Genomic DNA, 25,179 nt, shown 5'->3' on the forward strand with positions numbered 1-25,179 from the left:
GGAACACAGGTGTCCTGGTTACAAGTAAAAGTCTTAACCGATGAAGCCGGGGCCGCCGCTCTGGAGCAGATTTTCGAGGGCCTGAGCGCCCTCTCCGTCACCATGCTCGACGCGGCCGACGATCCCGTCCTTGAACCGGATCTTGGAACCACTCCCCTGTGGCGTAATACTCAGGTAGTCGCCCTGTTCAGCGCCGACACCAGCGCGGAAATGATCCGTGAGCAGTTGGAGCGTAATCAGATTGCAGCAGCGGACATTGAGTGCGAAGTTATTGAAGACCGCGACTGGGAAAGGGAGTGGATGACCCATTTCCATCCCATGCGTTTTGGCTCCCGGCTGTGGATTTGTCCAAGCTGGGGGGAGCCCGAAGATCCCAACGGCGTCAACTTATTACTCGACCCCGGCTTGGCTTTTGGCACTGGCACCCATCCCACAACCGCGCTTTGCCTCACATGGCTGGATAGCCAGAAGCTGCAAAGCAAACAAGTTATCGACTTCGGTTGCGGCTCCGGCGTGCTTGCTATCGCAGCCTTGTTGCTGGGAGCGGGTCACGCCACTGGCGCGGATATCGATCCCCAGGCCTTGGAGGCCAGCCGCGACAACGCCGAACGCAATAACGTCAGTGAAGGTCTGACTCTGCACTTCCCGGAAAAAATGCCGGAGATGCAGGCGGAAGTCGTTATCGCCAACATCCTGGCGAATCCCTTGATCAGTCTGGCGCCGAAGCTGGCGGCGCTTACCCTGCCCGGCGGCTCTATCGCTCTGTCCGGCATACTGAAAGATCAGGAAGAAGCCGTGGCGGAAGCGTACCGCAATTACTTCGAACTGGACCCCACCGAGTACAAAGAGGACTGGGTCCTGATCAGCGGTAAACGCCTGCCTTATTGAACGCCAATCCGGCGTCTTCTCAAGGCGCCGGTTAGCCACTCACGCGATAGACAGCCCCCCTTCGCCAGGCGACAATGGAGCGCAAAGTTGCTCTTGCAAATAGGGAACAATTCATTCATTTTTAAACAACTTTGTGAATGTGCGACGATCTCGGCGCCCCATTTGCAGGAACATCCCTAACATAGAGTTGGTCTACATTTAACTACTGACGCAGTTTTTTCCAGGAGGCGTTTTGCTCACTCGCTGCCCACATTGCGCTGCAAGTTTCAGGGTTACTGATAAACAGCTGCAAGCCGCCCATGGCAAAGTAAGATGCGGCGCTTGCATGAAGGTATTCAACGCAGCGGAGCATTTGATGTCTGACAGCGCGCCAGCGCATGTGGACCCGACTCCCGTTAAAGCGCCACCTCCCAGACCAGCCCGACAAGCGACAGCAGCTCCCGCGCCTAAAGCAGCGGCGAAGCCCAAAGTTGAACCCAGCGTAAAAGAAAGCACGGCAAAAGCTTCTTCATCAATTATCACTCCGCTCACAGCAATGGACCCGGACGACGATCTTGGCGATCTGACCGATGCGCTGGTTGCCGCGGGCGACGAAGATGACGAATTTATTTTCCAGGATAACCCGGAAGAAGATAAAGATGATGAAGGCTATTCCGGCGGCATGTTCGACCAAAGCGAGCTAAGCGATAGCTTCCGTGAGCTGGATCGAGGCGGCCCCAGCGCCAAGCGCGAATTTGAAACCGCCGATGAGACAAAAGAAGAAGAAACCACCGACGAAAGCTGGGCTGAACAGATGTTGCGAGAGCTGGAGCGTCCTGGACACACGCCCCCCCCTCCCCCCCCTGTTCAGGAAGAAAAGAAGGACATTAAAAAAGCAGCGCCTAAAGAAGGGCTCAAAGTCGAACCGCCGCCTCCGCCAAAACCAGAGCCTGCGCCTCCTGCCCCTGCAGCGCCTGAGCCAGAGCCGGAATACGAAAGCTATCCCGAATTTGAAACGCCCATGCACGCGGAGCCCGAGTCCCAATTTCATGGGCTGCGCGCAGAGCCGATCAGCATTGATCACTCTTATGAGCAAAAAGCGTCCCCCGGCGTCTTGAGCAATGTCATGTGGACCTTCGCCAACCTGCTGCTGGTGGTGTTCCTGGTATCGCAACTAGCGTGGTTCCACTTCGATAAACTGGCTCGTTATGACCAATTGCGTCCATGGTACGCCAAGGCGTGCGAGGTAATCGGATGCACCCTTCCCTCTTTGTACGACGTTGGCCAGATTCGCAGCCAGAACCTGGTGGTGCGCAGTCACCCTTTAGTCAACAAGGCTCTGATTATCGACGCCATCATTACTAATCAGGCCAGCTTTGCGCAGCCTTTCCCTAACATTTCTTTGAATTTTTCCGACATTAACAACAATGTCATCGCTCACCGAGTCTTTACGCCGCTTGAGTATCTGTCCGGCGAAGCCAAAGACATGACCCAGATGCCGCCCAGCGCGCCAGTGCATATCACACTGGAGATACTTGATCCCGGCAAGCAGGCGGTCAATTACACGCTGGATTTCATTTCCGCCTTATCCGGTCCAGCACCCGGCTCCCAGTAATAAAGGCCACAGGCAGCACGCTGCAGCGACAAGAACGGATGCAAACAAACAGGATTTGGACTTGACTCTGCAGCCAAGTTCCCGAATTAGGCCATTTGCCCTATACGCTTCGTCGTTATGGTTAACGGTTGATCAACATATTGAGATTTGGGATAAAAAATACTCTATTTTTAAAATTTCAAGTCTTTCCCGTCATTAATCAACTGAGTATCATAGGCACCCCTATCCAGGGCGAACACTTTTTAGTCATTTCTTATGACCAGAGCGGAAGCGGCCGTGAAAATTGGACCTTATGAGTTGCATAACAATTTGATACTGGCCCCAATGGCTGGAGTGACCGACCGCCCCTTCCGGCTGCTGTGCCGTAGTCTGGGCGCAGGCCTCGCGGTATCGGAAATGATGGCTGCGAATCCGGATCTGCGAGATACCCGAAAATCCAGATTACGTATGGATCACGACGGCGAAGGCGAGCCCATTGCTGTGCAAATTGCCGGCGCTGAGCCGGAAATGTTAGCCGAAGCGGCGAGATACAACGTCGAACATGGCGCGCAAATCATCGATATCAACATGGGTTGTCCCGCTAAAAAGGTCTGCAACAAAGCGGCGGGGTCAGCGTTGTTAAGAGATGAAGCCCTGGTGAAAGATATATTGACGGCTGTGGTAAGCGCTGTCTCCGTGCCAGTGACGTTGAAAATACGCACCGGATGGAGCCGGCAAAGCCGGAACGGGGTGACTGTCGCGCGCATTGCGGAAGATTGCGGCATACAGTCACTCGCTGTACACGGCAGGACCCGCGAGTGCAAATACGAGGGAACGGCGGAGTACGACACTATAGCTGAAATAAAGCAAAGCGTTTCCATTCCAGTGGTGGCCAACGGCGATATTACCTGTGTTGAACAAGCCAGGCATGTGCTGGATTACACTGGCGTCGACGCTTTGATGATCGGCAGAGGAGCCCAGGGACGTCCCTGGATTTTCCGAGAAATCGAACACTTTATCGCTACCGGAGAGCGCTTACCGGAACCGCCAATGGATGAGATTAAGCAGATACTCATCGGTCATATTAAAGCGTTACACGAGTTTTATGGCGACTACCAAGGCGTCCGCATCGCACGCAAGCATGTGGGATGGTATCTGCAAACCGCAAATATTGGGGCCATTTTCAAGTCACAATTTAATCGTTTAAACGATGCTCAAGCGCAGCTGGATGAACTCCATCACTTTTTTGAGCATCTGAGTATTGAAGGAGAGGAAAAAGCCGCATGACTACAGAATCTATCGTTACAACAGAAACCGGTTCTGGAGCTAATAAATTACTGACCGTGGAGCAGTCGGCCACTCAAACCATGACACTGCGCGACAGCGTTGATCAGGCGCTGGCGAACTACTTCGCGCAACTGGACGGAGCTCCCGTCAAAGACGTCTATCAAATGGTGCTTTCCGAAGTTGAAGCTCCCCTGCTTGAGCAGGTGCTGAAATACACTCGCAACAACCAAACCAAGGCTTCTGTTCTGCTGGGCCTGAACCGCGGCACTCTGCGCAAGAAGCTGAAGCAGTACGACCTGCTGTAATCACTTAATCACACATCTTTTAAAAGAGGGCTCGCCGACATTTCTCATCCAACGCTGAAATGTCCGGTACAAGAGCCCTCTTTTGTTTTTTGCGCAACAGGCTAAGCTTTTTACGCTAGGGCCTGTTGGCGTTTCGGCAACTGACCCTGGTAATTCTGCACTAAGGCGAGAGATCAACTTATCATGTCCAGCCCAGATAATGTGAAGATCAAACGAGCGCTCATCAGCGTTTCCGATAAAACCGGCATCGTCGAATTCGCCAGATCTCTGGCCGATCTCGGCGTAGAGCTTCTGTCCACCGGCGGCACTTATAAACTATTGCAGCAGGAATCCATTCCCGTGCGTGAAGTCTCGGACTACACCGGCTTCCCGGAAATGATGGATGGTCGGGTGAAAACGCTGCACCCGAAAGTACATGGCGGCATACTGGGCCGTCGCGGTCAGGATGACGCAGTGATGGCGGAACATGGCATCGCGCCAATCGATCTGGTGGTTGTTAATCTTTATCCTTTCGAAGCCACTGTCGCACGCCCAAATTGCTCACTGGAAGACGCCATAGAGAATATCGATATCGGCGGCCCGACAATGGTGCGTTCTGCTGCGAAAAACCATAAAGATGTAGCGATCGTGGTCAACCCTTCCGACTACGACAGTATCGTCGCGGAGTTGCAGGCCAACAATGGGGGGCTGGCTTTCGCACGCCGCTTTGATCTCGCCGTCAAAGCGTTTGAGCACACATCCGCCTATGACGGGGCCATCGCCAATTATCTCGGCCTGAAGGTTCAAAGCGAAGAAAGCGCTTATCCGCGCACGCTCAACCAGCAGTTCATTAAGAAGCAGGCTCTGCGCTATGGAGAAAACCCTCACCAGAGCGCCGCCTTTTATGTAGAGGCGAACGCGCGCGAAGCCTCAGTCTCTACGGCAAATCAATTGCAAGGCAAAGAATTGTCTTATAACAACATTGCAGACACCGACGCTGCGCTGGAATGCGTGAAGCCATTCGCCGACGCCGCCTGCGTTATCGTCAAGCACGCCAATCCTTGCGGCGTCGCCATTGGCGTAGACATCAAACAAGCCTATGAACTGGCCTATGCGACAGACCCCACCTCCGCTTTTGGCGGCATTATCGCCTTTAACCGCGAATTGGACGCTGACACCGCACAGGCGATCATTTCCCGCCAGTTCGTGGAAGTGATCATTGCGCCCAAAGTCAGCGAAGGCGCCCGCGCCGCGCTGTCCGCCAAGACCAACGTACGAGTTCTGGAGTGCGGAGATTTCCAGGGCGAGCGCCTTAGCGCGTTCGACTTCAAGCGCGTCACTGGCGGTTTGCTGGTGCAGGATCGTGATCTGGGCATGGTGAACATGGATGCGCTGAAAATGGTGACGGATCGTGCGCCGACGGAACAGGAACTGAACGACCTGCTGTTCGCCTGGGAAGTCGCCAAATTCGTGAAGTCCAACGCAATCGTTTACGCCAAGAGCGGACGCACCATCGGCATCGGAGCCGGCCAGATGAGCCGCGTCTACAGCGCCAAAATCGCAGGGATCAAGGCGGCGGATGAGAACCTGGAAGTCAAAGGCTCGGTCATGGCCTCGGACGCTTTCTTCCCATTCAGGGACAGTGTTGACGCGGCGGCGGCGGCGGGTATTACAGCGATCATTCAACCCGGCGGCTCGATGCGAGACCAGGAAGTCATTGACGCGGCCAATGAACACGGCATCGCCATGGTGTTCACTGGCATGCGCCATTTCCGCCACTAATTCCGCACCAGCGGCCACAGGCGTCAGACTAACGTGGCCGCACAACCCCAATTACCACGGAGCCTTATCCTCCGTAAGCAAATGTGGAGCAGAGAGATGAATGTTTTGGTCATCGGCAGCGGCGGCCGGGAGCACGCCCTGGCCTGGAAAGCGGCGCAGGCGGATTATGTAACAACCGTATTTGTCGCCCCCGGCAACGCCGGCACAGCTCTGGAGCCCAAACTGGAGAACGTGGCGCTTGATGTGCTCGACTTCGATGCGCTGATTGCTTTCGCCAAAGACAACCAAGTGGAGCTTACTATCGTCGGCCCGGAGGCCCCATTGGTGGAGGGCGTTGTTAACCGCTTCCAGGCGGAAGGCTTACGAATCTTCGGTCCCTCACAGGGCGCCGCGCAACTGGAAGGCTCCAAGGCCTTCACCAAGGATTTTCTGGCTCGCCACAGCATCCCTACCGCCGCCTATCAAAGTTTTACTAAGATCGAGCCCGCTATCGCCTACCTGCGTGAACAGGGCGCTCCGATTGTGGTGAAGGCGGACGGCCTGGCCGCAGGTAAAGGCGTTATCGTTGCGATGACCCTGGAAGAGGCGGAAGACGCTGTGAGCGATATGTTGGCTGACGCCAAGTTCGGGGACGCAGGACACCGCGTAGTGATTGAAGAATTCCTGGAAGGCGAAGAAGCCAGCTTCATCGTCATGGTGGATGGCGAACATGTATTGCCCATGGCCACCAGCCAGGACCACAAACGCGTTGGCGACGGCGACACGGGCCCCAATACGGGAGGCATGGGCGCTTACTCTCCTGCGCCAGTCGTCACTGACGACGTATATGAACGCATCATGCGTGAAGTGATTTACCCAACCGTGCAAGGCATGGCGCAAGAAGGCAACGATTACGTGGGCTTCCTGTACGCAGGTTTGATGATTAACGCAGATGGCGCGCCCAAAGTCATTGAGTACAACTGCCGCTTCGGCGACCCCGAAACTCAGCCCATCATGATGCGCATGCAGTCCGACCTGGTTGAACTGTGCATCGCCGCTACCGAGGGCGCTTTGGACAGCAAGGCCTCAGAGTGGGACGCCCGCGCTGCAGTAGGCGTAGTGCTGGCCGCTGGCGGCTATCCGGACAGCTACGCCAAAGGCGCCGCCATTGCCGGGCTGGAAAACGCCGACCGGGATGACGCCAAAGTATTTCACGCAGGCACAGCAATGCGCGATGGACAGGTTGTTACCCATGGTGGGCGCGTATTGTGCGCCACGGCATTGGGCGCTGACGTAACCGAAGCGCAACGCAAAGCCTATGAACAAGTCGCCCGGATCAACTGGCGAGATATGTACTACCGTAAAGATATCGCTTACCGCGCGATCGCTCGGGAACAGGCGAATAAAAACATCTGACATCTGCTTTTATTGGCGGCGAAATTTCGCCGCCAATTTCTCACATAAATAAATCCGCCGCGATTTCCTGCACTTAACCTCCCTTCCCTTTCCACTCCCTTGGCGATGCGCCCACTACCCCATGATTCCCGCCTCTGCGCCATGGATATATTGAGTAAGCTGACCTATTCTTTTGAAACCGACTGAGTGATTTCAGGGCTTATAAGGACAACGATGGATGCCGAAGAGAACACGGAACAGCGGACGTCAGCGCCAACGCCAGCCACAGGTGGACCCCGACGTCGAAAAAGCTCTTCCTGGCGGCCGTCGCCCCATCAAAGGACCTTTTTTAGCCGTTCCTCATGAAGCCCGCTTCCAATTCATCCTCGACGACATCCCCGAACTGATCTGCCGTTGGAAACCAAATGGCGTCATCACTTATGTCAACGCGCAGTGTCGCCACTACTTCAGGACCTCCAGGGAAGCCTTGCTTGGACAATCCATGTTCACCCTGTCGCCGCCGGAAGAACATGAGGCGATACAGGAGCAAACTCGCCGGATTACCCCAGATTCCCCCGTCAGCCAACAGGAACGCAAAGTTCTTGACGGCGCCGGCGCGGAACGCTGGCTGCTCTGGACGGATCGGGGAATCTTCGATACACGGGGACGCCTGCTGGAGTTTCAATCCATTGGCCGCGACATCACCGACAGCCGTGAAACCAGTGAGCAGATTAGCTCCATGGCCAGTCTGGCGACCTTAAGCCCTCACCCCATCCTGCGCGCCACCCGCGACGGCGCCATCATTTACGTCAATTACGCAGCGGCGGAGTTCCTCAAGCTGTGGGGGACCGCTATCGGCGAGGAGATTCCCGCCACCTGGACCCCCTCCCTGCAGAAAGTGATGGACTCAGGCGACACCGAGACGTTGGAGCTGGAGCGCAACGGGCGGCACTTTCTTCTCACCCTGTCCTGTGATCGTTCTCCGTCCTCCCAGGATAAAATCGCCAATCTCTATGTCACCGACATCAGCAAACAAAAGCACAATGAAAACGCGCTCCGCCGCAGCGAAAACCGTCTGGGCGCGCTGGTCTCCGCCGAAGCCGACAGCATTCTGGTTATCGACGACGCTGGCGTCATCCGCTTCGCCAATCCGGCGGCGGAGCGTATTTTCGGAAAGCCCAGGGACACGTTGGTCGGCCAGTCCTTCGGGGTCCCTTGTCTGCTTGGCGACTATGCTGAAGTCGAGCTTCCCAGAGGCGGTAAACGGATAGCTGAAATGCGTGCGCAACCGTTACCCTGGAACGATATTCAGGCCCACCTGATCACCCTGCATGATGTGACGGATCATCGTAAGCGCGAGCAATTGCTGCAACGCCGTAACCGCACCCTGGCGGTTCTCACGGCCTGTGATCATCACTTGGTCAGAGAAAATGACGAGCGACGTCTGATAGAGTCTTTCTGCCGTCAATTGGTGGGGGTGGGTCGTCATCAAACCGCCTGGTTCGGCTGGGTGGATGACGGGCGTCTGGACCTCGCAAGTACAGTAATCCTGGCGGGAGACGAGACGCCTTTTTCACTCATGAAAGAGCGCCCTCGGACGCTCAACGGCGATGATCCCGTGACCCGCGCGCTGCGGAACGACTGCTCAGTTTCACTGCATAACCTGTCCAGCGTCTACGGGCTCCCCGCAAGCGCGGACAATCAGCTCCTGAGTCAATCCATGATCGCCTTGCCCGTGGGTAAATCGCCCGAGACGCTGGGCGTCATGGTCATCTACTCAGAATACGCGGAAGCGTTCGATCATGAGGAGATTGAGCTGCTAGAACAACTGGCGGACGACCTTTATTACGGCGTTGTCTCCCTGCGCACGCGACACGCCAGAGAGAAAGCGGAAGAGTCTCTGCGCCTGCGCAATCGCGCCGTGGAGTCCACCCCCAACGGAATTCTGATCCTCAACGCGCGCCGTCCTGATTTACCTTTGGTGTACGTCAATCCGGCGTTCGAGCGCATTACAGGATACGGCAGCGATGAAGTGTTGGGCAAAGGTCCGTTTTTTCTCCAGTGCGACATCGATGAAGACCGACGCAGAGAGTCTCTGCACTTTTTGATCCGCAACCGGGAAGAAGGCTGCGTGTTATTACGCAACCAGCGCAAAGATGGGGCGCTGTTCTGGAATGAGCTGCATATTGCGCCAGTCTATGATGACCGGCGTATGCTTACTCATTTTGTCGCGGTGATTAACGACGTCACCCAGAGCCGACACTATCAGGAGCAACTGGAGTACCAAGCCAGCCATGACGACCTGACCGGCCTTCCCAATCGCAACATGATGCGCGACCGCCTTGGCCAGGAGCTATGGCGCGCCGCCCGCAACAAACACAAGGTGGCGATCGTTTTTCTGGATATCGACCAGTTCAAGTTGATCAACGACAGCCTCGGCCACAACGCTGGCGACGCTCTGTTGAAGGTGATCGCGAAACGGCTTTCCGGCATGGCGCGCGCCAGCGACACGGTTGTGCGCTATGGCGGCGATGAATTCGTCATCCTTCTTCCAGATATCTCACCGCCGGAGAAAGTCGCCAGTTTCATTTCCCGTCTGATGGACGTGATCGCCCAGCCTATTCAATTGAATCATCGCGATATCCGCGTTTCCGCCAGCATCGGGGTCAGTATCTATCCCCAGGATGGCGACCATCCCGAAGTGCTGATCAAAAACGCGGATATCGCCATGTATCTGGCCAAAGGGGAAGGCCGCAACCGTTTCCATTTCTTTACCGAAGACCTCAACAAAACCGCTATGGAGCGTCTGGACCTGGAAGTACGCCTGCGCGCCGCACTGGAGAAGCAGCAGTTCCACTTGGAATATCAGCCTCAGGTGGACCTGCGCAGCGGCGTCATCACTGGCGTGGAAGCGCTGCTGCGCTGGCATGAGCCAGAGCTGGGCGACATCCCGCCCGGAAAGTTCATCCCCATTGCGGAGGAAACAGGCCTTATCGGCGCGATTGGAGAGTGGGTGCTGCACACCGCCTGTCTACAAGCGAAAGTCTGGTCCGAGCAGGTTTCCCATCCCCTGACCATGTCCATCAATCTGTCTGCGAAGCAACTGACCATGGCGCGTTTCGACAACGCGCTGCACGACATCCTGAAGGAAACGGACGTCGACTGCCGGCACGTCGAAATCGAACTCACCGAGAGCGCTATCATGCGCAATGTGGACGAAATGCGCGAACGCCTGAATGTACTGAAAGCACAAGGGCTCAAACTAGCGGTGGACGACTTCGGCGTTGGTTACTCCAGCTTCAGCCATCTGCGCAGCTTTTCCTTTGACCGGCTGAAACTGGACATCACCTTCGTGCGCGATATCACTACCGACCCGAATACCGCCTCCATCGCCCGCACCGTCATGTCCATGGCCAGGAGCATGCACATGCAGGTGGTCGCGGAAGGCATCGAAACGGAAGCCCAGCTACGCTATTTGCAGCGTCTGGGGTGTGACGTCGGCCAGGGTTATTTTCTGGGACGCCCGGCAGGCGCGAAAAACGTCGAGGCCCTCTTGGCCAGCCCCCGTATCCGTTCCGTGCGTCCTCCACCCTCCGCCGCCGCCCGCAACCTGTTGGTGCTGGATGACGAAATGAACGTGGGCAGCGCCATTAAACGTCTGCTGCGTCACCAGTTCAACGTCTACCACGCCACCACGTCGCGTCAGGCATTCGACGTCATGGCGCGCACTCCGATCCAGGTCGTCATCTCCGATCAGCGCATGCCGGATATGTCAGGCACTGAGTTTCTCAACCGGGTCAAGGAGCTGCATCCCAATGCGATCCGCCTGATTCTGACTGGCTATGTGGACATGGAGACCATCACAGAAGCCGTGAACAAAGGCTGGATTTTCAAATTCCTGACCAAACCCTGGCAGGACGACAAGCTGCAGCAAGTCGTCACCGAAGCCTTTGAACAATACGAAAAAGAACGCCAGTCGCGATTGCTGGATACTGTGGATGGAGTCAGCGATGCGGCCAGAGCCTGACGCCTCGCCCGTGGAACTTACACTCTACGTGCAATCCGCCTCCAAAGTATCGCTCAATGCAATACGCGCCGCGCGTCACCTTTGCGAGAGCGTCCTGGCGGGCCGTTGTTCTCTGCGCATTATCGATCTCGACCAGAGCCCTCAGGCAGCAGAAAGAGAGTCGGTGCTGGCGACGCCAACGCTGGCGCGGGGACACCGACGGGTCATCGGCGACCTGTCCGACAGCGCCAAAATATTGGAGCTGCTCGACCTTAAAACGCCCTGATCGCGCTTATTCGTCCTCCAGCGCGTCCAATTGCTCCTGATAGGCTTTTCGCTCTTTGATCTCTTCCAACAGGTAAGCGATAACGCAATCATGCGTACCGGGAAACTCTTCCTTGATGGTCAACAGATAGCCTTTAGCCAGATCCAGATTGCTTTCTCTGCGCCGCATATACGCGACGGCGACATGATATAAAGCGTGGGAGCGTACTTCCGCGGACTGGGTTTTATCGTTGTAGATCTCCAACAGCAGCTCGATCGCCTGATCCAGTCCATGGGGCGGCCGGTTTTTCACAAACTCAATGATCTCCGGGCTGATGCGGTACTGCTGGCGCGGGCAGTCGACACGTTCGAAGTCATTCTGGTATTTGGCGTACCCCTCTTTCACCGAATGGACGAAATCATGTTTTTGCTCCGTGCGCTTGACGATCGCCACATCCGTCGCCACCGCCGCAGCGCCGGCCCAGCAGCCCGTCAGTCCCATGCAGGTCAGCGCGAGCGCCAGTCCCGAAAGCCGTTGTCTCAGCATAATATCCCTCGCAGCCGTTGTAGGCAGTTCTTATAAATAGTTCTTATAGATAGCCTTTCTAGATCAGTTCCATGGACAGCCACTCCACTCGAAAAGCCATCGGTAGGCGTTTTCGCGATCATACTGAATTCCGCGACTATTTCAGTGACATTCCGCTACTTATCTGATTTCGGGCAATTTTCTCCAGCGCCGGCTCGTGTCAGGCCCTGTCTCCCGCGGCTAGCCGCTACACAGGCGTATCCATGCGTCTGCGGATGAACATGACAGTATCATCGCCATGTTAATAATATGGCCAAGCCGCCAACGCAGCCGCTATGATAATGAGCGTTTTTATTCAGGGAATACGTAACCATGTATGACAGCTTGCCTTTATTGAGCTCCGAGGAAGAAAAATCCGCTCATTACCAACATACCCTGCGGGCGATCCGTCACGCCATTGAGGGAGAAACGGACTGGACGGCGGTTCTTTCCACCGTTGTCTGCGAGCTTCATCATCGCTTCGAGTATTTCCACTGGACCGGTTTTTACCGCGTCGTCGCCCATGAATTAATGAAAGTAGGTCCGTATCAGGGCGGTCACGGTTGCCTTACCATTCCGTTCAACCGAGGCGTTTGCGGCGCTGCCGCGCGCGAGCAAAAAGTACAGCTGGTACCTGACGTTAATGAATTTCCTGGCCATATCGCCTGTTCCGGCACAACGCAAAGCGAAATTGTTTTGCCGCTGTTCAACGCCAATGGCGAAGTCGCCGCCGTGCTTGATATCGACTCTGACCACATAGACGCTTTCGACACCGTCGATGAGCGTTTTCTGGCGGAACTGCTGACCGACCTGATCCCCCTGGCTCCGACTTCCTTGTTCTGAACCCGCAATATACTAAGCCTTCGGGATAAATACCGAGGGCTGTTTAAGGTCGTATCTGTACTCCTCGCTGGCGTCATAACAGAATCAGCGCCATCAATCTGTATACCTGCAAACGCCGACAATCTGTGGCTTATCGTAGATTTAACGCTCCCCGTACAATAAAGATCCTCAATTCGATAAATTAATGCCGTTGCGGCGATAGAGACTGTATGCAGGCCACCTATATCCCTTATCTTTTTGTTTTGTTGTGGGCGACCGGGTTCGTCAGCGCCAAATGGGGCCTGCCTTACGCCGAGCCCTTTACATTTCTCAGCCTGCGCATGTTGTTGGTGGTCCCCCTGTTCGCCTTCCTCGCAATGGTAATGAAGCGTCCTCGACTTAACGCCGAGCAGCGCCGCCAGCAGATGATAACCGGCATAGGAACACATGGCCTCTATCTCGGCGGCGTGTTCTACGCCATTGCAGCGGGCATGCCGGCGGGAATCGTCGCCCTGGTTGTCGGAGTGCAGCCTTTGCTGACCGCGCTGGTCAGTTGGCCTTTGGGTATCGGCTCGCCCCTGCGTCCCTTGCAATGGGTCGGCGTAATGCTAGGGCTGGCGGGGTTAGGCGTAGTGGTGCTACAGGGAGGAAAACTATCCGGTCACATCACCGGCGAAGGCCTGAGCGCCAGCATCATCGCCTTGCTCGGCATATCCGGAGCGACGCTCTGGCAATCGGTTAAAGGGGGCAAGACGGACTTGATCGCTGGCGGCTTGTGGCAATATATCGCAGCGCTGATCATGTTCCTGATCGCCGCCTTTACGCTGGAAACTCGTGAGGTGCAATGGAATCCCAACTTTATCGGCGCCTGGATGTGGTCCGTGTTCGTGCTTTCACTGGCGGCGGTATTGTTGTGGCTGTATATGCTGAAAATCGGCGAGGCCACCAAAGTGACCCAGTATCTGTACCTGACGCCACCCACCACAGCAGTTATGGCTTACCTGTTATTTGACGAGCCCTTAACGCTGCAAACCGGTGTTGGGGTCGCGCTGGTAGTGGCCGGATTATATTTGGCGCGACGCGGCGCTTTGGCGGGTAAGCCGGCGCTGTCAAAGGCCTGAGAGCACTCTGAGAGGTTAAATATCCTCATCCGTTGTGAGGCGGTTGCGTCCGTTGTCCTTGGACTCGTACAACAGGACGTCGGCCCGCCGGATCAGATTGTCCAGTGAATCTCCCAGCACATCCGTGGCGCCGATGCTGACCGTCAGACGCAGGTGATCGGAAAGAAACGGGATAGAGGTCTGCTCCACTTTGTGTCGAAACGACTCCAGCATTGGCGAGACCTTCTCGATGCTCATGCCGGGAAACAATACGCAGAATTCCTCGCCGCCAAAACGGGCCGCGAGATAATCCGTAAAGGTTTCCCCTATCATCTCAGCGAAAGCGCAAATAGCGCGGTCTCCCGCCTCATGTCCATAAGTGTCGTTGATACGTTTGAAGTGGTCCACATCAATCATCGCCGAGGTCAAGGGCTCGCCATTTTCCTTGGCGACCCGATACAGCTCCTTGGCCGCGCTGAACAAATAACGCCGGTTATACATGCCGGTCAGATAATCCCGATTGGCCGCATCGTTCAACGCCTGAATGTTCTCCATGGCTTCGATGTTATGCATGATGCGACAATGAAACTCCTCGTGAAAAAAAGGCTTCATCAAGAAGTCATTGGCGCCGTTCTTGATAAATTTGGCGGATAGCGTCGCGCTGCCGTATCCAGACAAACCTATAATCACCAAATCCTTCTTATCGTACTCCCTGCGTAGCGCCCGGGTCAGTTCAAAGCCATCCATTTCCGGCATGTTGTAGTCGGAAATCAGCATTTTGATTTCAGGGTCCGCCTTGATCATTTCCAACGCTTCACGCCCGTGTTTAGCCAACTGCACCTGGTACAGGTGCGTGCCCAAGAGTTGTCGCACATATTGCCTGGACGTATCGGAATCATCCGCCACCACCACTTTAATGCTGCGATTGCGCAGCAGTCGACGAATCAGGCGGGTGACATATTCATAGGAATAACGACTTTCTTTGACAACGTAATCGACGATCGGCTTTTGCAGAATGGTTTCCCGTTTGCCTTCGTCATAAGTGGCGGTAAGTACGATGCAAGGGAGTTTTTTCGACAGTACGTAGTCCAGCACTTCGCCATTGGGCGCGTCCGGCAGGTGCAGGTCCACCACTGTCACAAAATAGGCGTTGGGATCTTTTTCCAGAAATTCCTGGGTTTCCTGCAGCGTCCCTGCGCTATCGCAGGGCAGCCCAAGCTCGGTCTTGATCAGGTGACGCAGCACTTTCGTGATCATCACACTGTCTTCAATCAGAAGAATTCGTTCATTCATGCCAGAGTATGTCTTTGCGGCAATTCGACAAGAGAGTCGGGTGAGTCTACATCCTATCTTCTAAGATTAGTTGAAGCGCACCGCGCGGCAAGTATTAATCAGGCCAATATCATCGCCATGTTAATAATAGAACTTCCGGCTAATTGGCGTTAAAAATTGCTTCTGCTAGCCTGCCCCAACTTACAATAATCCTATTGATCTGCTTGGCTAATACTCAACAATCCGGCATAGGACGTCCATGCGAACCAATACTACCATCATCTGCCTGACTGCGGCCGTCATCGGACTGCAGGGATGCGCGGGTCTTTCCGGCCCTGCGACAACCACAAACAACGAAGCCCTGGCCTATTCCACCCCAGCGACGGGTGAAACCAAAGCCGCCGCCATCCCGGTCATCAAGCTTTTCTTCAATGACGCACTGGACCCCGCCAGCATCCAGACCAGCCCCATGGAGTTGGCTCTGACTCCGGCGAGAAACATTGAAATCATCGAACGGGAGTACGACGCCGAGGCCCGTGTGTTGACCTTACGCCTATCCACGCCGACGCCTCTGTCGACGCACGTCGCGTTAAAGGTGAACGGCCTGAAAAATGAAAAAGGCGAAGCGGTCAGCGCTATCGATCTGACCTTCACCACTGACGATACCTATCGCTATCGCGGCATTGAATTCCAGGACGGTCACATCACCGGTTATTTCGAGGAGTGGAGAGAGTTTCGCGACGACGAGCAGGTCAACTTTAACGTTAATTACATAAGTCCAGGCTCCGATCAGCTTTGGTTCACCGGCGACGATGAGATCAGCCGCTATGTTCGCACCAGTTCGGCAGCGGAAAGAACCCTGGAGGCGATCTTTATCTCCCCCGGACCTGATGAGTCCTGGTTCACCGCCGACGACATCCCGGAGAGTTACACCCGTTTACGCTCTTCGGACAGGCTATACCAATCTGCGCTGTACCAAGGTCCTGGCCCCGACGCAATCTGGTTCACCGATGACGACGCTTCAGACAACTGCGCCCTGCAAAGCACGGAGGGCGACGAAGAACACTCCGTGACCCTGTACAAGCGCAGTCGGCAAGGCGCAGATAATCAATGTTTCACCGATGATGACGTCATCCTCGACGTGAGCCGCGACGAGCAGGATGTTAAAGGCGACAAAGTCCGCACCGCCAGTTGGGTCTACAGTCATCCCGGCGCCGATGGCGTGTGGGAAAATGCAGACGATCAGATCAGCGCTTTCAGCGTCTCCGACTATGACAATGACAGCAGCGCCGTCGCCAATTACGCCTCTCCCGGCAAGGATGGCGTATGGCTGACGCAGGACGACCGTCTGACCGATTACAGCATCACCACCACCAAAGACGGCCTTACCCGCACTGTCTATTACCGCGATCCCGGTTATGACGGACTGTGGCGCACAGCAGACGACATTCCTTTCGGCTACTCCGAGGAGCGTAGCGACGCCGACGCTCACAATATCTACAGCTTAGAGGTGAATAATCCCGGCCCTGACGGCGTCTGGTTCACGCAGGATGATTTACTGGCCAGTCACGCCAAGAGCGAGAACGATGAGAACGGCGCCTTCAGCCGCTGGATCAATTACAGCTCGACGGGCCCGGACAGGAAGCCATTCACCGACGATGACCTGATTAACGAATACTACACCTCCACAACCAGCGCGGACCGGGAAAGCATCGAGGAGGCTGGCTTTCGCGCGCCGGGAGCGGATGGCGTCTGGTTTACCAAAGACGATACGCCAGCGACCTTATCCAGACGCTGGGAGCGGCAGGGGGAAGAATCTCAGTACAGCCTGAGCGCCACTTACAACACACAGACCGCCCCCACCGTAGAGCAAATCGGCGACGACGCCATCACTTACTACAGCGTCAGTGAGTCGCAAGCCGGCTACTACATGGACGCCAGCTATCAATCTCCCGGCGCGGACGGGCAGTGGCTCACCGCCGATGATACGCCAGCGACGATGACACTGAACTACTCCGACCCGCAAGAGTAACGCCGCCGGATAATTTCAGATTGATGTCGCCGCGTGACCGCATTAAAGTAGTCCGGTGTCTGATTTACTTAACGATTTATTCTCGTGCCGAAATTTTCATTCCTGCTCAAACGAAAGACTGGGAAACCGGGGTTCCACCTTGCGGCCGGGATTTGCGCATGCAAATAAAATAATTTCTGGGGAATCCATGAAAAAAACCGGTCGCGAATGTTTCGCCGCCGGTTTTTTTTTGTCCGTAACCCAGGTACGTCAATTCTATTGCCAAGGAGTTAATTTATGTTTCGTGGTTCCTTAATCGCCATGATAACGCCATTCATCAACGGCCAAGTGGACGAGAAGGCGCTTGCCGGGCTCGTAGACTGGCAAATCAAACATGGCGCTCACGGCCTGGTCCCGGTAGGCACGACAGGCGAGTCCCCTACTTTGACGGAGGAGGAACACAAACGGGTGGTGGCCCTGGTGGCGCAGCAAGCGCACGGACGAGTCCCTGTTATCGCCGGCGCCGGCTCCAACAATCCCGTAGAGGCGGTGCGTTACGCCCAGCACGCGCAACAGGCGGGAGCGGACGCGGTGCTCTGCGTCGCAGGCTATTACAACCGTCCCTCTCAGGAAGGGTTGTATCAGCATTTCAAGATGGTGCATGACGCCATTGATATTCCCATCATCGTCTACAACATCCCTCCCAGGGCGGTTGTAGACATCAAGCCTGAAACCATGGCGCGACTGGCGGAGTTGCCGCGCATCGTCGGGGTAAAGGACGCCACCACGGATCTGGCCCGCATCAGTCGCGAGCGCATGCTGATCAATAAGCCCTTCAGCTTTCTTTCCGGCGACGATATGACCGCCATCGCTTATAACGCCAGTGGGGGGCAAGGCTGCATCTCGGTTTCCGCCAATATAGCGCCGGCCCTGTACGGTCAAATGCAAACCGCCACTCTGCAAGGCGACTTCCGCGAAGCCCTGCGTATTCACGACTTGCTGGCGCCTCTGCACGAAGCGTTATTTCGCGAACCCAGCCCGGCGGGCGCCAAATACGCCGCTTCGCTGTTAGGCCTTTGTAACGAGGAATGCCGCTTACCCGTCGTTCCGTTAAGCGAGCAAACAAAATCGGATATCAAGAATATAATCAACGAGTTATACGAGTAGATCAATAATCGTACAATTAAGCGTCTAATACCAAATGATAATATCGTCGAGGAAATATTCGCGATAAGAATATCCCTACTGATACGGACAAAAAATACAAGCAGTAAACTCCTACCGTCTCAACATCAGGGCTAACGCGCCGCGAGACGACAAAGTTTAAGATGAAATATTTATTTCAATGATTGTGTTTTGGAATGGCAGTGGTATTTTAAACTTCTCCTACCGCCTCTCCAGCAGGTCCCGGAAGTACTGACCTGCAGTATTAGTGGGTATATCGAGATTAAGGACGCCCATCGTTACGGAGTCGTAACCTGGGCCCGCCGCTGCGGAGTGTTCCGACGCGGCTTTCAGCGATCTATGGAAATCCTGAAAGAAGGACTTTGTAATGGACTTTCGACTCGATGATGAGCAGCTCGCTCGTGTCTCCCACGTGCGGGAATTCGCTCAGCAAGTACTTTCGGAGTCGGCCCGGCGACGTATTGCAGAATCCGCGTTTGATCGCGAACTCTGGAACCGGGCTGCGAATTTGGGGCTGTCCGGGCTCCCTATCCCCGAGCAATGGAGCGGCTCCGGTTTCGGCGCCCTGGACACCATGCTGACAGTGGAAGCTCTCGGCTTCGGCTGCACGGACATGGGCCTTGTCTTCTCACTCTGCGCGCACATGTTCGCCTGCGCAGTTCCTATCTGGCGTTACGGCGATGACGCCCAACGCCAACACTACTTACATCGCATATCCAAAGGCGAGCTTATCGCCGCCAACGCCATCACCGAACCGGAATCCGGCTCAGACGCTTTCGCCATGCGCGCCAGCGCTGTCCGGGACGGCGACACTTACATCCTGCGCGGAGAAAAGTGCTTCGTCACCAATGCCCCGGTGGCCGACCTGTTCCTGATATACGCCAAGACGGATCCCAATCAGAGCTTTTTCGGGGTCAGCGGCTTCCTGGTTCCTCGGGACACCCCAGGGCTTGCCGTAACCGATGGCGGCTTCAAAACCGGCTTGTGCACCAGTCCATGGGGCTCGCTGTACATGGACGACTGTCGCATTCCCGCTTCCGCCCTACTGGGTGAAGAAGGCGGTGGCGCGCCGATGTTCCATGACTCTATGATCTGGGAACGCGGCTGCCTTTTCGCCGCCTATGTCGGCGCGATGGAGCGCGCGTTGCAACAAAGCATCGACCATGCCCGCAACCGAAAGCAGTTCGGCCAGTCCATCGGCCGCAATCAGTCTATCTCGGATCGGCTGGTGGATATGAAGTTGCGCCTGGAAACCTCCCGACTCCTGCTGTATCGGGCTGGCTGGCTATACGATCAGGGCGAACCTTACGAGGAAGCCATCGCCCTGAGCAAGCTCTGGATCTCCGAATGTTCCGTGTTAAGCGGACTGGACGCCATGCAGATCTTTGGCGGTACAGGCGTTTCCAGCGCCGCCGGCGTTGACCGGCTGCTTCTGGACTCCCTGCCATCGAGAATATTCTCGGGGACCTCTGAGATTCAGAAAGAGCTGATAGCCAGACATATGGGATTACGCTGACGCAACATTTCATACGGTCTAAAAAAGGAAAATACGGGAAAGGAAGTCTGTAGCAGCCGATTCGGCTGATTTGCCTGCATTACCCCGTCACTTGAGTTTTGAAAGCCCTCACCGGCTTTCAGGGGCTGCTTTCGCCTTGTGAAAAGTACAAACGCGCCGCCGCCCCTCGCCAGACTTATAACCAAGAGCCCGCACGCTTACGGGCCGCACTACAGCGAGCAGAGCAGATCCAATGAAAATAGTTAAGATCCTCAGATACTTATTTGGCGCCCTCTATGTCATGGCGGGCATCGCCAAGGCGTTTCCGCAAATTGAAGATGTCGGCGTCACGCTACAGAAAGCCGCCGCCGCCAACCAGGGAACCTGGATGGCCGGTCTAAGCGAGTGGCTGGCGGGTAATGCGCAATTGATGGCCTGGATCAGCGGCGTTGCGCTACTCGCATCCGGTCTTTGTTACTTACTCAATCGCATGCTGGTTCCTGCGGTGATCGGCCAGTGCGTCATGTTGGCGGGCTTCGTCACCATACTCCACCGGGCGTTTCCACAGATTGTGTTCGTGGATCTGATTTTTCTGATTGTCGCCCTGCTTGTCCTGTGGGAATCCGTCAGTCAGAAGAAATCTCTGTACGCCATGTCCCACTATTAATTCGGCGGACAAACAGGCCCCTCTTAATTTGTCTGTAATCGACAGTATCTGCGCACGTCAGGAAGTGGTCGGACTCATTTCAACTAAAACAACGGAAGGGTAGGAACAGATGGAATCACAAGATAACTCCCAGTATGCAGGCGAAGCACCTGTATTTCCCAGCAAAGACTTTGAATGCAATCAAGGGACCTTTGACGATACGGATACATCTTCCCCGCAACACGCCGGCGATTATGACGTTATTGTCGTCGGCGGCGGCATATCCGGACTGTCTTCCGCCTGGAAGCTGCGTGAGCGCAAGCTATTGGTGCTGGATCAACGGGATCGCTTCGGCGGCGCGGCTCGTCTGGAACAGCGGGATGGCCTGTTATACGCCAGCGGCGCCTCCTGCTTTCAGTTGCCCACCGGCGACAATGAAGTCTCTCGCCTGCTACAGGATCTGGATCTTTGGAACCAGTGGCGCTCCACCGCGGAAGACACCCTGGTCGTCTTTGACACCAAACGTCTGATGAAAGGTTTGGGGGAAGTCACCGCCGCTTTGTTGAAGCAGCCCAAAGAGCTGCTGAAACCCGCCGTCTGGGGACTGACCGCCAACCTGCTGTACAGCGCCATGTCCGGCAAACCCTTCATCTCAGCGGAGAAGAAGTTGGGCGATCCCATATTCGCCGACTTGTTTCAATATCTTAATCGTTTCACTCCTGATTCCGGTAAACACCCTGCTATGCCTTGGCGGGAGGGCTGCGACTGGACGCGGGAAGAAATGGAGCTATTCGATTCCGTATCTCTGCATGACTTGCTGTTCGATCCAGCGACACGGCGCTCTCTGCCTCAGGACATGGTTCCCAGACATCGCTTTGGTTCATTAGTGAAAGACGCGGTGGAAACCACGCTGCGCGTAGAGTGCCTTTCCATAAAAGACGTCTCCGCCTATGTCGGCCTGCATTTTCTGGTGGGATATCTTTACCGTCCTCTGGTCACCTTCCCTGGCGGCAACGGCTATATCGCAGATCGCATACGTCAGCGTCTGATGAGCACCGGCTCCTGTAAATTCAAGTCGGGCTCCAGAGCCTATTCCATCACCCAAAATCAGGCGGGCGTTAAAGTCTGTTTTCAGCAGGAAGGCAAAAATTATTACGCCAACGCCAATGCGCTGATCTGGGCCGGAGCCAAACACGCCGCCGTATCGGTGGTGGATGGACTACCACAGCATCAAAAAGCCGCCATTGCGGCAATCGAACACAGAGATTACGCCATCGCCGGGGTGTACCTGAAAAAAGCGGCGCTGACCCATTACTTCGGCGGCTACGTCATTGAAGGCGATATCAGCGGTCGCTATCCGAATAGCTGGTGCCGTAGCGGCGTCTGCCTGGCGGCGAACTGGAAAGACTCTTCCTACGCCGGCGACCTCGGCGTACTCACTCTGCTGAAACCTATTTCCGGCGCCGCCGACCAGGGCAAGCTGGATAAAGCCGACTTCCGCAACCTGCAGCAAACCGCCTACGGCGAGGTGCGCGACATGCTGGTCGCCACCGGTCACTCCCCCGACCTGATTGAAGACATCAAATTATGGCGCTGGCCCCACGGTCTGGTGGTATCCAAAGTCGGCCAAATGAAACATGACGTGTTCGCCAACGCCTCCCAGCCCATCGGCGCGGTGTTCTTCGCCAATCAGGACAGCGTCGGCATGGGAAATATGGAAAGCGCCATTTGGGCGGGCTGCCACGCCGCAGAACAGGTGCGCCAACACTTCCGCGCCCACAGCAGCGTCGTTTCCCATATCGGCGACTACGCAACAACCCAGAGCTAGACGCCAACCAAGGAAAGGGAACTGACATGACATACGATTCGCATATTGTTGAAGTCTCCGGACAACAGAAGTCCAACACTCAGAGTCTGGGCGGCAAAGCCAGCTCGCTTAATACACTGGCGGCGGCGGGATTCCCCGTACCCAGGGCGTATTGTCTGACCGTGGACGCTTACGCCTCCTTCCTGCGCGAGTCAGGACTGGACCAATGGATCAGCGGTCTGGATCAACAGGACGCCAGCGCCTTTACGCAAATCCGTCAGCGTATCGAGGAAACGCAACTGCCCTCCTCGTTACGTCAGGCGATTGTCGGCGCATACAAGGATATCGGGGCTGCACGCGTAGCGGTGCGCTCCTCCGCCATCAGCGAGGACAGCGAAGAACACTCCTTTGCAGGCCAGTACGACACCTATCTGCATGTAGAAAACGAAGAAACCCTGGTGGACTGCGTAAAGCGCTGCTGGGGGTCTTTCTGGACAGAGCGCGCGCACGCTTACGAAGGCCGTCAGGATCAACGCCGCAGCAGCGACGCTGACGCCCCCACGCAAGGCATCGCCGTGGTGATTCAAGCCATGATCGACGCAGACGCCGCCGGCGTATTGTTTACCGCCGATCCCCTGAACGGCGATCCGCAGCGTACGGTGATCGAGTCCTGTTGGGGCCTGGGCGAAGGCGTGGTTTCAGGTCAGGTCACCACCGACACCTTTGTCGTCGACAATCAGAAAATGGAACTGCTGGAGCAAACCCTGCGGGAAAAACCGCTGATGTCCACCCGCGCGGAGAACGGCGGCGTCTGCCTGCAAAAAACCGCGGCGGATAAAATCAGCGCCCCCACCCTCAACGAAAACGAAGCTCTGGCCCTGGCGGGTTACGCCAACGCCATTCGCAGCCATTACGGGCGGGAGATGGATATTGAGTGGGCGCTGAAGGACGGCAAGATCTGGATTCTGCAGGCGCGCCCCATCACCGTCACGCCAACCAACTGCGACAACCGGCTGTTTGCGGACGCAGAGGAAAGCAACAGCTACATACGCGATAACGCACTGTTCTCACGTATGGATACCGGCGAGATCGTCACAGGGTTGATGACGCCGCTGGGGTTGTCGTTCTGCCGCTTCTACCAGCACAACGTACACGGCCCTGCAGTCAAAACCATGGGGCTGTTGGATATCGGTGATTCACAACATTACATGGGTTATTTACAAGGGCATGTGTATCTCAATATTTCCGCGTCGGCGATGCTGTTGACTCAATGCCCCCCAACCCGGGACCCGTTGAAGTTCACCAAGCGTTACTCTACGGAGGAAGTGGACCTGAACTTCTACACCAACCCCTACGGCAAAGCGCCGCAAGGGCTGCAATATCTCAAGAGCGTGGGGTACTGGACGCTGTATCAAGTGCGCAATTTGGCGACTGCGGAGCGCACCGTGCGCGACATGATCTCATTGCGCAAGCGGGAAACCGAGCGCTTTCTGAAGCTGGATCTCAGCACGATGTCGTTGCGCGAGCTGGATGCGGAACTGCAACGTATCGACCGTTACTTCCTGGAATCCTGCGCCGCCTATATGCCGTTTTTTCTGCAGTCATTCGCACTGTATGACGCACTCGCGGAGTTATGTGAAAAGTGGCTCGGCGACACCGGAAAAGGGTTACAGAATCGCATCAAAGCGTCTCTCAGCAACCTGCGCACCATCGAGGTGACGCGCAGCGTCTGTGATCTGACGGCCTCCGTTCAACGTTCCAGCCACTTGCGTCAACTGGTTCTGGAAACGCCTTTGGACCAATTGGCGCAGGCGCTACAGAACGACGACGAAGGCGCGCGCTTCTGGAACAATGATTTCATGACGTTCCTGCGCGACTATGGCGCCCGCGGCCGTCAGGAGTTTGAACTCAGCATCCCCCGTTGGGCTGACGATCCCAGTTACCTGCTGCAGGTGATTCGTATGTACCTGACCAGCGACGTGCAGTTGGAGTCGCGGCTGGAAGAGATTGATCGCAAACGGGACGACGACACCCGCGCCTTGCTGTCCGGCCTGCCCTTGCGCATTCGTCTGTTGTTCAAGTTCGTCATCTCCACCTACGCCAAAATGGCGGAGCGACGCGAAGCCACCCGGCCCACTTATATCGCGCAAACCTGGTTCTACCGCAAAATCATCGTCGAAGTGATGCGTCGCCTCAGTGCGGAGAAAGTGCTGAAAATGGAGGACTTACCTTACATCGACTTCAACGAGCTGCGCGATTACGTGGCGGGAAGAAAACCCGCGCAACAGGCTTTCTCCGCTGAGCTGATTGAGCGAAACCGCCGCAGTCACCTGCTAAACCAGCGTCTGCAGGAACCGCCCATGGCGATTGTCGGCGGACATGAACCCCGCCGGGAAACCGCAGAAACAGCGCCCACAGATAACAACCAGGTGTTTCAGGGCATCGGCGCCAGTCCCGGCGTCGCCATGGGTCGCGCCCGTGTGATCACGGATCTGCCGCGGCAGGCGGAGGAGTTTCAGCAGGGAGAGATACTGGTGGCCCGTTTCACTGACGCCTCCTGGACGCCGCTGTTCGTACTCGCCGCCGGGGTCGTCGCCGACGTGGGATCAATGTTATCGCACAGCTCCATCGTGTCTCGGGAGTTCGGTATCCCCGCCATCGTCAACACGAAAACCACCACTCGCCGCATCCGCACCGGAGATATGCTCTATCTCGACGGAGACGCGGGCATCGTGCGCATAGAAGAACGCAAGGAGGACGCCAGCCAGCAGATATCCGCCTGACACAAAAGATGCAATGAGCGTAGCGGCCCGCCACA

At 55.9% G+C, this 25,179-nt stretch carries 18 protein-coding genes and 1 pseudogene; 17 read left to right on the plus strand and 2 right to left on the minus strand.

The genetic code is table 11. From position 1 onward, the window contains the following. Positions 1-9: 9 nt before the first annotated feature. The 9 genes and pseudogenes from prmA to AC2IBB_RS29670 all read left to right on the plus strand — a co-directional run bounded on the left by prmA (position 10) and on the right by AC2IBB_RS29670 (position 11,480). Positions 10-888, plus strand: a complete 879-nt coding sequence (prmA, locus tag AC2IBB_RS29630) for a 50S ribosomal protein L11 methyltransferase (protein WP_486330260.1) — start codon at positions 10-12, stop codon at positions 886-888. A 232-nt stretch (positions 889-1,120) separates the two neighbouring features. Beyond that, positions 1,121-1,183, plus strand: a pseudogene (locus AC2IBB_RS29635) (MJ0042-type zinc finger domain-containing protein); the annotation flags it as partial. 30 nt (positions 1,184-1,213) lie between these two features. After that, complete coding sequence (locus tag AC2IBB_RS29640) at positions 1,214-2,482, plus strand: DUF3426 domain-containing protein (RefSeq protein WP_486334011.1); 1,269 nt, start codon at positions 1,214-1,216, stop codon at positions 2,480-2,482. Between the two features lie 255 nt (positions 2,483-2,737). Further along, entirely contained in the window at positions 2,738-3,748 is a 1,011-nt protein-coding gene (gene dusB / locus AC2IBB_RS29645) for a tRNA dihydrouridine synthase DusB (RefSeq protein WP_486330261.1), read from the plus strand. Continuing rightward, a complete protein-coding gene (gene fis, locus AC2IBB_RS29650; protein WP_011399718.1) occupies positions 3,745-4,053 on the plus strand; it encodes a DNA-binding transcriptional regulator Fis in 309 nt (102 codons plus the stop codon). The genes dusB and fis overlap by 4 nt, the downstream gene beginning before the upstream one ends. A gap of 183 nt (positions 4,054-4,236) precedes the next feature. After that, complete coding sequence (purH, locus tag AC2IBB_RS29655) at positions 4,237-5,814, plus strand: bifunctional phosphoribosylaminoimidazolecarboxamide formyltransferase/IMP cyclohydrolase (protein ID WP_486330262.1); 1,578 nt, start codon at positions 4,237-4,239, stop codon at positions 5,812-5,814. 96 nt (positions 5,815-5,910) lie between these two features. Then, positions 5,911-7,209, plus strand: coding sequence for a phosphoribosylamine--glycine ligase (purD, locus tag AC2IBB_RS29660; protein ID WP_486330263.1), 1,299 nt, complete (start codon positions 5,911-5,913; stop codon positions 7,207-7,209). 217 nt (positions 7,210-7,426) lie between these two features. Then, positions 7,427-11,215 carry an EAL domain-containing protein gene (locus AC2IBB_RS29665; RefSeq protein WP_486330264.1) on the plus strand — a complete coding sequence of 1,263 codons (3,789 nt, stop codon included), beginning with the start codon at positions 7,427-7,429 and terminating at the stop codon, positions 11,213-11,215. Beyond that, positions 11,199-11,480, plus strand: coding sequence for a circadian clock KaiB family protein (locus AC2IBB_RS29670; RefSeq protein WP_486330265.1), 282 nt, complete (start codon positions 11,199-11,201; stop codon positions 11,478-11,480). Before AC2IBB_RS29665 ends, AC2IBB_RS29670 begins: the two co-directional genes overlap by 17 nt. Positions 11,481-11,486: 6 nt before the next feature. Here AC2IBB_RS29670 and AC2IBB_RS29675 read toward each other — a convergent pair whose 3' ends face one another. Beyond that, positions 11,487-12,005: a hypothetical protein gene (locus AC2IBB_RS29675; RefSeq protein WP_486330266.1), complete on the minus strand. Its 519-nt coding sequence runs from the start codon at positions 12,003-12,005 to the stop codon at positions 11,487-11,489. A gap of 351 nt (positions 12,006-12,356) precedes the next feature. Here AC2IBB_RS29675 and AC2IBB_RS29680 point away from each other — a divergent pair, with 351 nt between their 5' ends. Both AC2IBB_RS29680 and AC2IBB_RS29685 read left to right on the plus strand, forming a co-directional pair. Then, positions 12,357-12,866 carry a GAF domain-containing protein gene (locus AC2IBB_RS29680; protein WP_486330267.1) on the plus strand — a complete coding sequence of 170 codons (510 nt, stop codon included), beginning with the start codon at positions 12,357-12,359 and terminating at the stop codon, positions 12,864-12,866. A gap of 209 nt (positions 12,867-13,075) precedes the next feature. Beyond that, the gene (locus tag AC2IBB_RS29685; protein WP_486330268.1) at positions 13,076-13,966 is read left to right on the plus strand and encodes a DMT family transporter; all 891 of its coding nucleotides are present in this window, start codon (positions 13,076-13,078) and stop codon (positions 13,964-13,966) included. Between the two features lie 15 nt (positions 13,967-13,981). Here AC2IBB_RS29685 and AC2IBB_RS29690 read toward each other — a convergent pair whose 3' ends face one another. Further along, entirely contained in the window at positions 13,982-15,238 is a 1,257-nt protein-coding gene (locus AC2IBB_RS29690) for a diguanylate cyclase (protein ID WP_486330269.1), read from the minus strand. 238 nt (positions 15,239-15,476) lie between these two features. Between AC2IBB_RS29690 and AC2IBB_RS29695 the strand changes: the two genes are divergently transcribed. From AC2IBB_RS29695 to pigC, 6 genes are all read left to right on the plus strand, one after another. Next, positions 15,477-17,249, plus strand: coding sequence for a hypothetical protein (locus AC2IBB_RS29695; protein ID WP_486330270.1), 1,773 nt, complete (start codon positions 15,477-15,479; stop codon positions 17,247-17,249). A gap of 276 nt (positions 17,250-17,525) precedes the next feature. Continuing rightward, positions 17,526-18,395: a 4-hydroxy-tetrahydrodipicolinate synthase gene (dapA, locus tag AC2IBB_RS29700; protein WP_486330271.1), complete on the plus strand. Its 870-nt coding sequence runs from the start codon at positions 17,526-17,528 to the stop codon at positions 18,393-18,395. A 385-nt stretch (positions 18,396-18,780) separates the two neighbouring features. Beyond that, positions 18,781-19,929, plus strand: a complete 1,149-nt coding sequence (gene pigA / locus AC2IBB_RS29705) for a prodigiosin MBC biosynthesis dehydrogenase PigA (protein WP_486330272.1) — start codon at positions 18,781-18,783, stop codon at positions 19,927-19,929. 232 nt (positions 19,930-20,161) lie between these two features. Further along, positions 20,162-20,575 carry a DUF6041 domain-containing protein gene (locus tag AC2IBB_RS29710; RefSeq protein ID WP_486330273.1) on the plus strand — a complete coding sequence of 138 codons (414 nt, stop codon included), beginning with the start codon at positions 20,162-20,164 and terminating at the stop codon, positions 20,573-20,575. A 109-nt stretch (positions 20,576-20,684) separates the two neighbouring features. Continuing rightward, a complete protein-coding gene (locus AC2IBB_RS29715; protein WP_486330274.1) occupies positions 20,685-22,382 on the plus strand; it encodes an FAD-dependent oxidoreductase in 1,698 nt (565 codons plus the stop codon). A 26-nt stretch (positions 22,383-22,408) separates the two neighbouring features. Next, the gene (gene pigC / locus AC2IBB_RS29720) at positions 22,409-25,144 is read left to right on the plus strand and encodes a prodigiosin ligase PigC (RefSeq protein WP_486330275.1); all 2,736 of its coding nucleotides are present in this window, start codon (positions 22,409-22,411) and stop codon (positions 25,142-25,144) included. Positions 25,145-25,179: the final 35 nt, after the last annotated feature.

Source organism: Hahella sp. NS-SX17, from assembly GCF_057367735.1.

Coding starts and splice junctions, on each gene's coding strand:
- AC2IBB_RS29640 (WP_486334011.1), top strand. CDS start 1,214: ATGAAGGTATTCAACGCAGCGGAGCATTTGATGTCTGACAGCGCGCCA.
- dusB (WP_486330261.1), top strand. CDS start 2,738: ATGACCAGAGCGGAAGCGGCCGTGAAAATTGGACCTTATGAGTTGCAT.
- fis (WP_011399718.1), top strand. CDS start 3,745: ATGACTACAGAATCTATCGTTACAACAGAAACCGGTTCTGGAGCTAAT.
- purH (WP_486330262.1), top strand. CDS start 4,237: ATGTCCAGCCCAGATAATGTGAAGATCAAACGAGCGCTCATCAGCGTT.
- purD (WP_486330263.1), top strand. CDS start 5,911: ATGAATGTTTTGGTCATCGGCAGCGGCGGCCGGGAGCACGCCCTGGCC.
- AC2IBB_RS29665 (WP_486330264.1), top strand. CDS start 7,427: ATGCCGAAGAGAACACGGAACAGCGGACGTCAGCGCCAACGCCAGCCA.
- AC2IBB_RS29670 (WP_486330265.1), top strand. CDS start 11,199: ATGCGGCCAGAGCCTGACGCCTCGCCCGTGGAACTTACACTCTACGTG.
- AC2IBB_RS29675 (WP_486330266.1), bottom strand. CDS start 12,005: ATGCTGAGACAACGGCTTTCGGGACTGGCGCTCGCGCTGACCTGCATG.
- AC2IBB_RS29680 (WP_486330267.1), top strand. CDS start 12,357: ATGTATGACAGCTTGCCTTTATTGAGCTCCGAGGAAGAAAAATCCGCT.
- AC2IBB_RS29685 (WP_486330268.1), top strand. CDS start 13,076: ATGCAGGCCACCTATATCCCTTATCTTTTTGTTTTGTTGTGGGCGACC.
- AC2IBB_RS29690 (WP_486330269.1), bottom strand. CDS start 15,238: ATGAATGAACGAATTCTTCTGATTGAAGACAGTGTGATGATCACGAAA.
- AC2IBB_RS29695 (WP_486330270.1), top strand. CDS start 15,477: ATGCGAACCAATACTACCATCATCTGCCTGACTGCGGCCGTCATCGGA.
- dapA (WP_486330271.1), top strand. CDS start 17,526: ATGTTTCGTGGTTCCTTAATCGCCATGATAACGCCATTCATCAACGGC.
- pigA (WP_486330272.1), top strand. CDS start 18,781: ATGGACTTTCGACTCGATGATGAGCAGCTCGCTCGTGTCTCCCACGTG.
- AC2IBB_RS29710 (WP_486330273.1), top strand. CDS start 20,162: ATGAAAATAGTTAAGATCCTCAGATACTTATTTGGCGCCCTCTATGTC.
- AC2IBB_RS29715 (WP_486330274.1), top strand. CDS start 20,685: ATGGAATCACAAGATAACTCCCAGTATGCAGGCGAAGCACCTGTATTT.
- pigC (WP_486330275.1), top strand. CDS start 22,409: ATGACATACGATTCGCATATTGTTGAAGTCTCCGGACAACAGAAGTCC.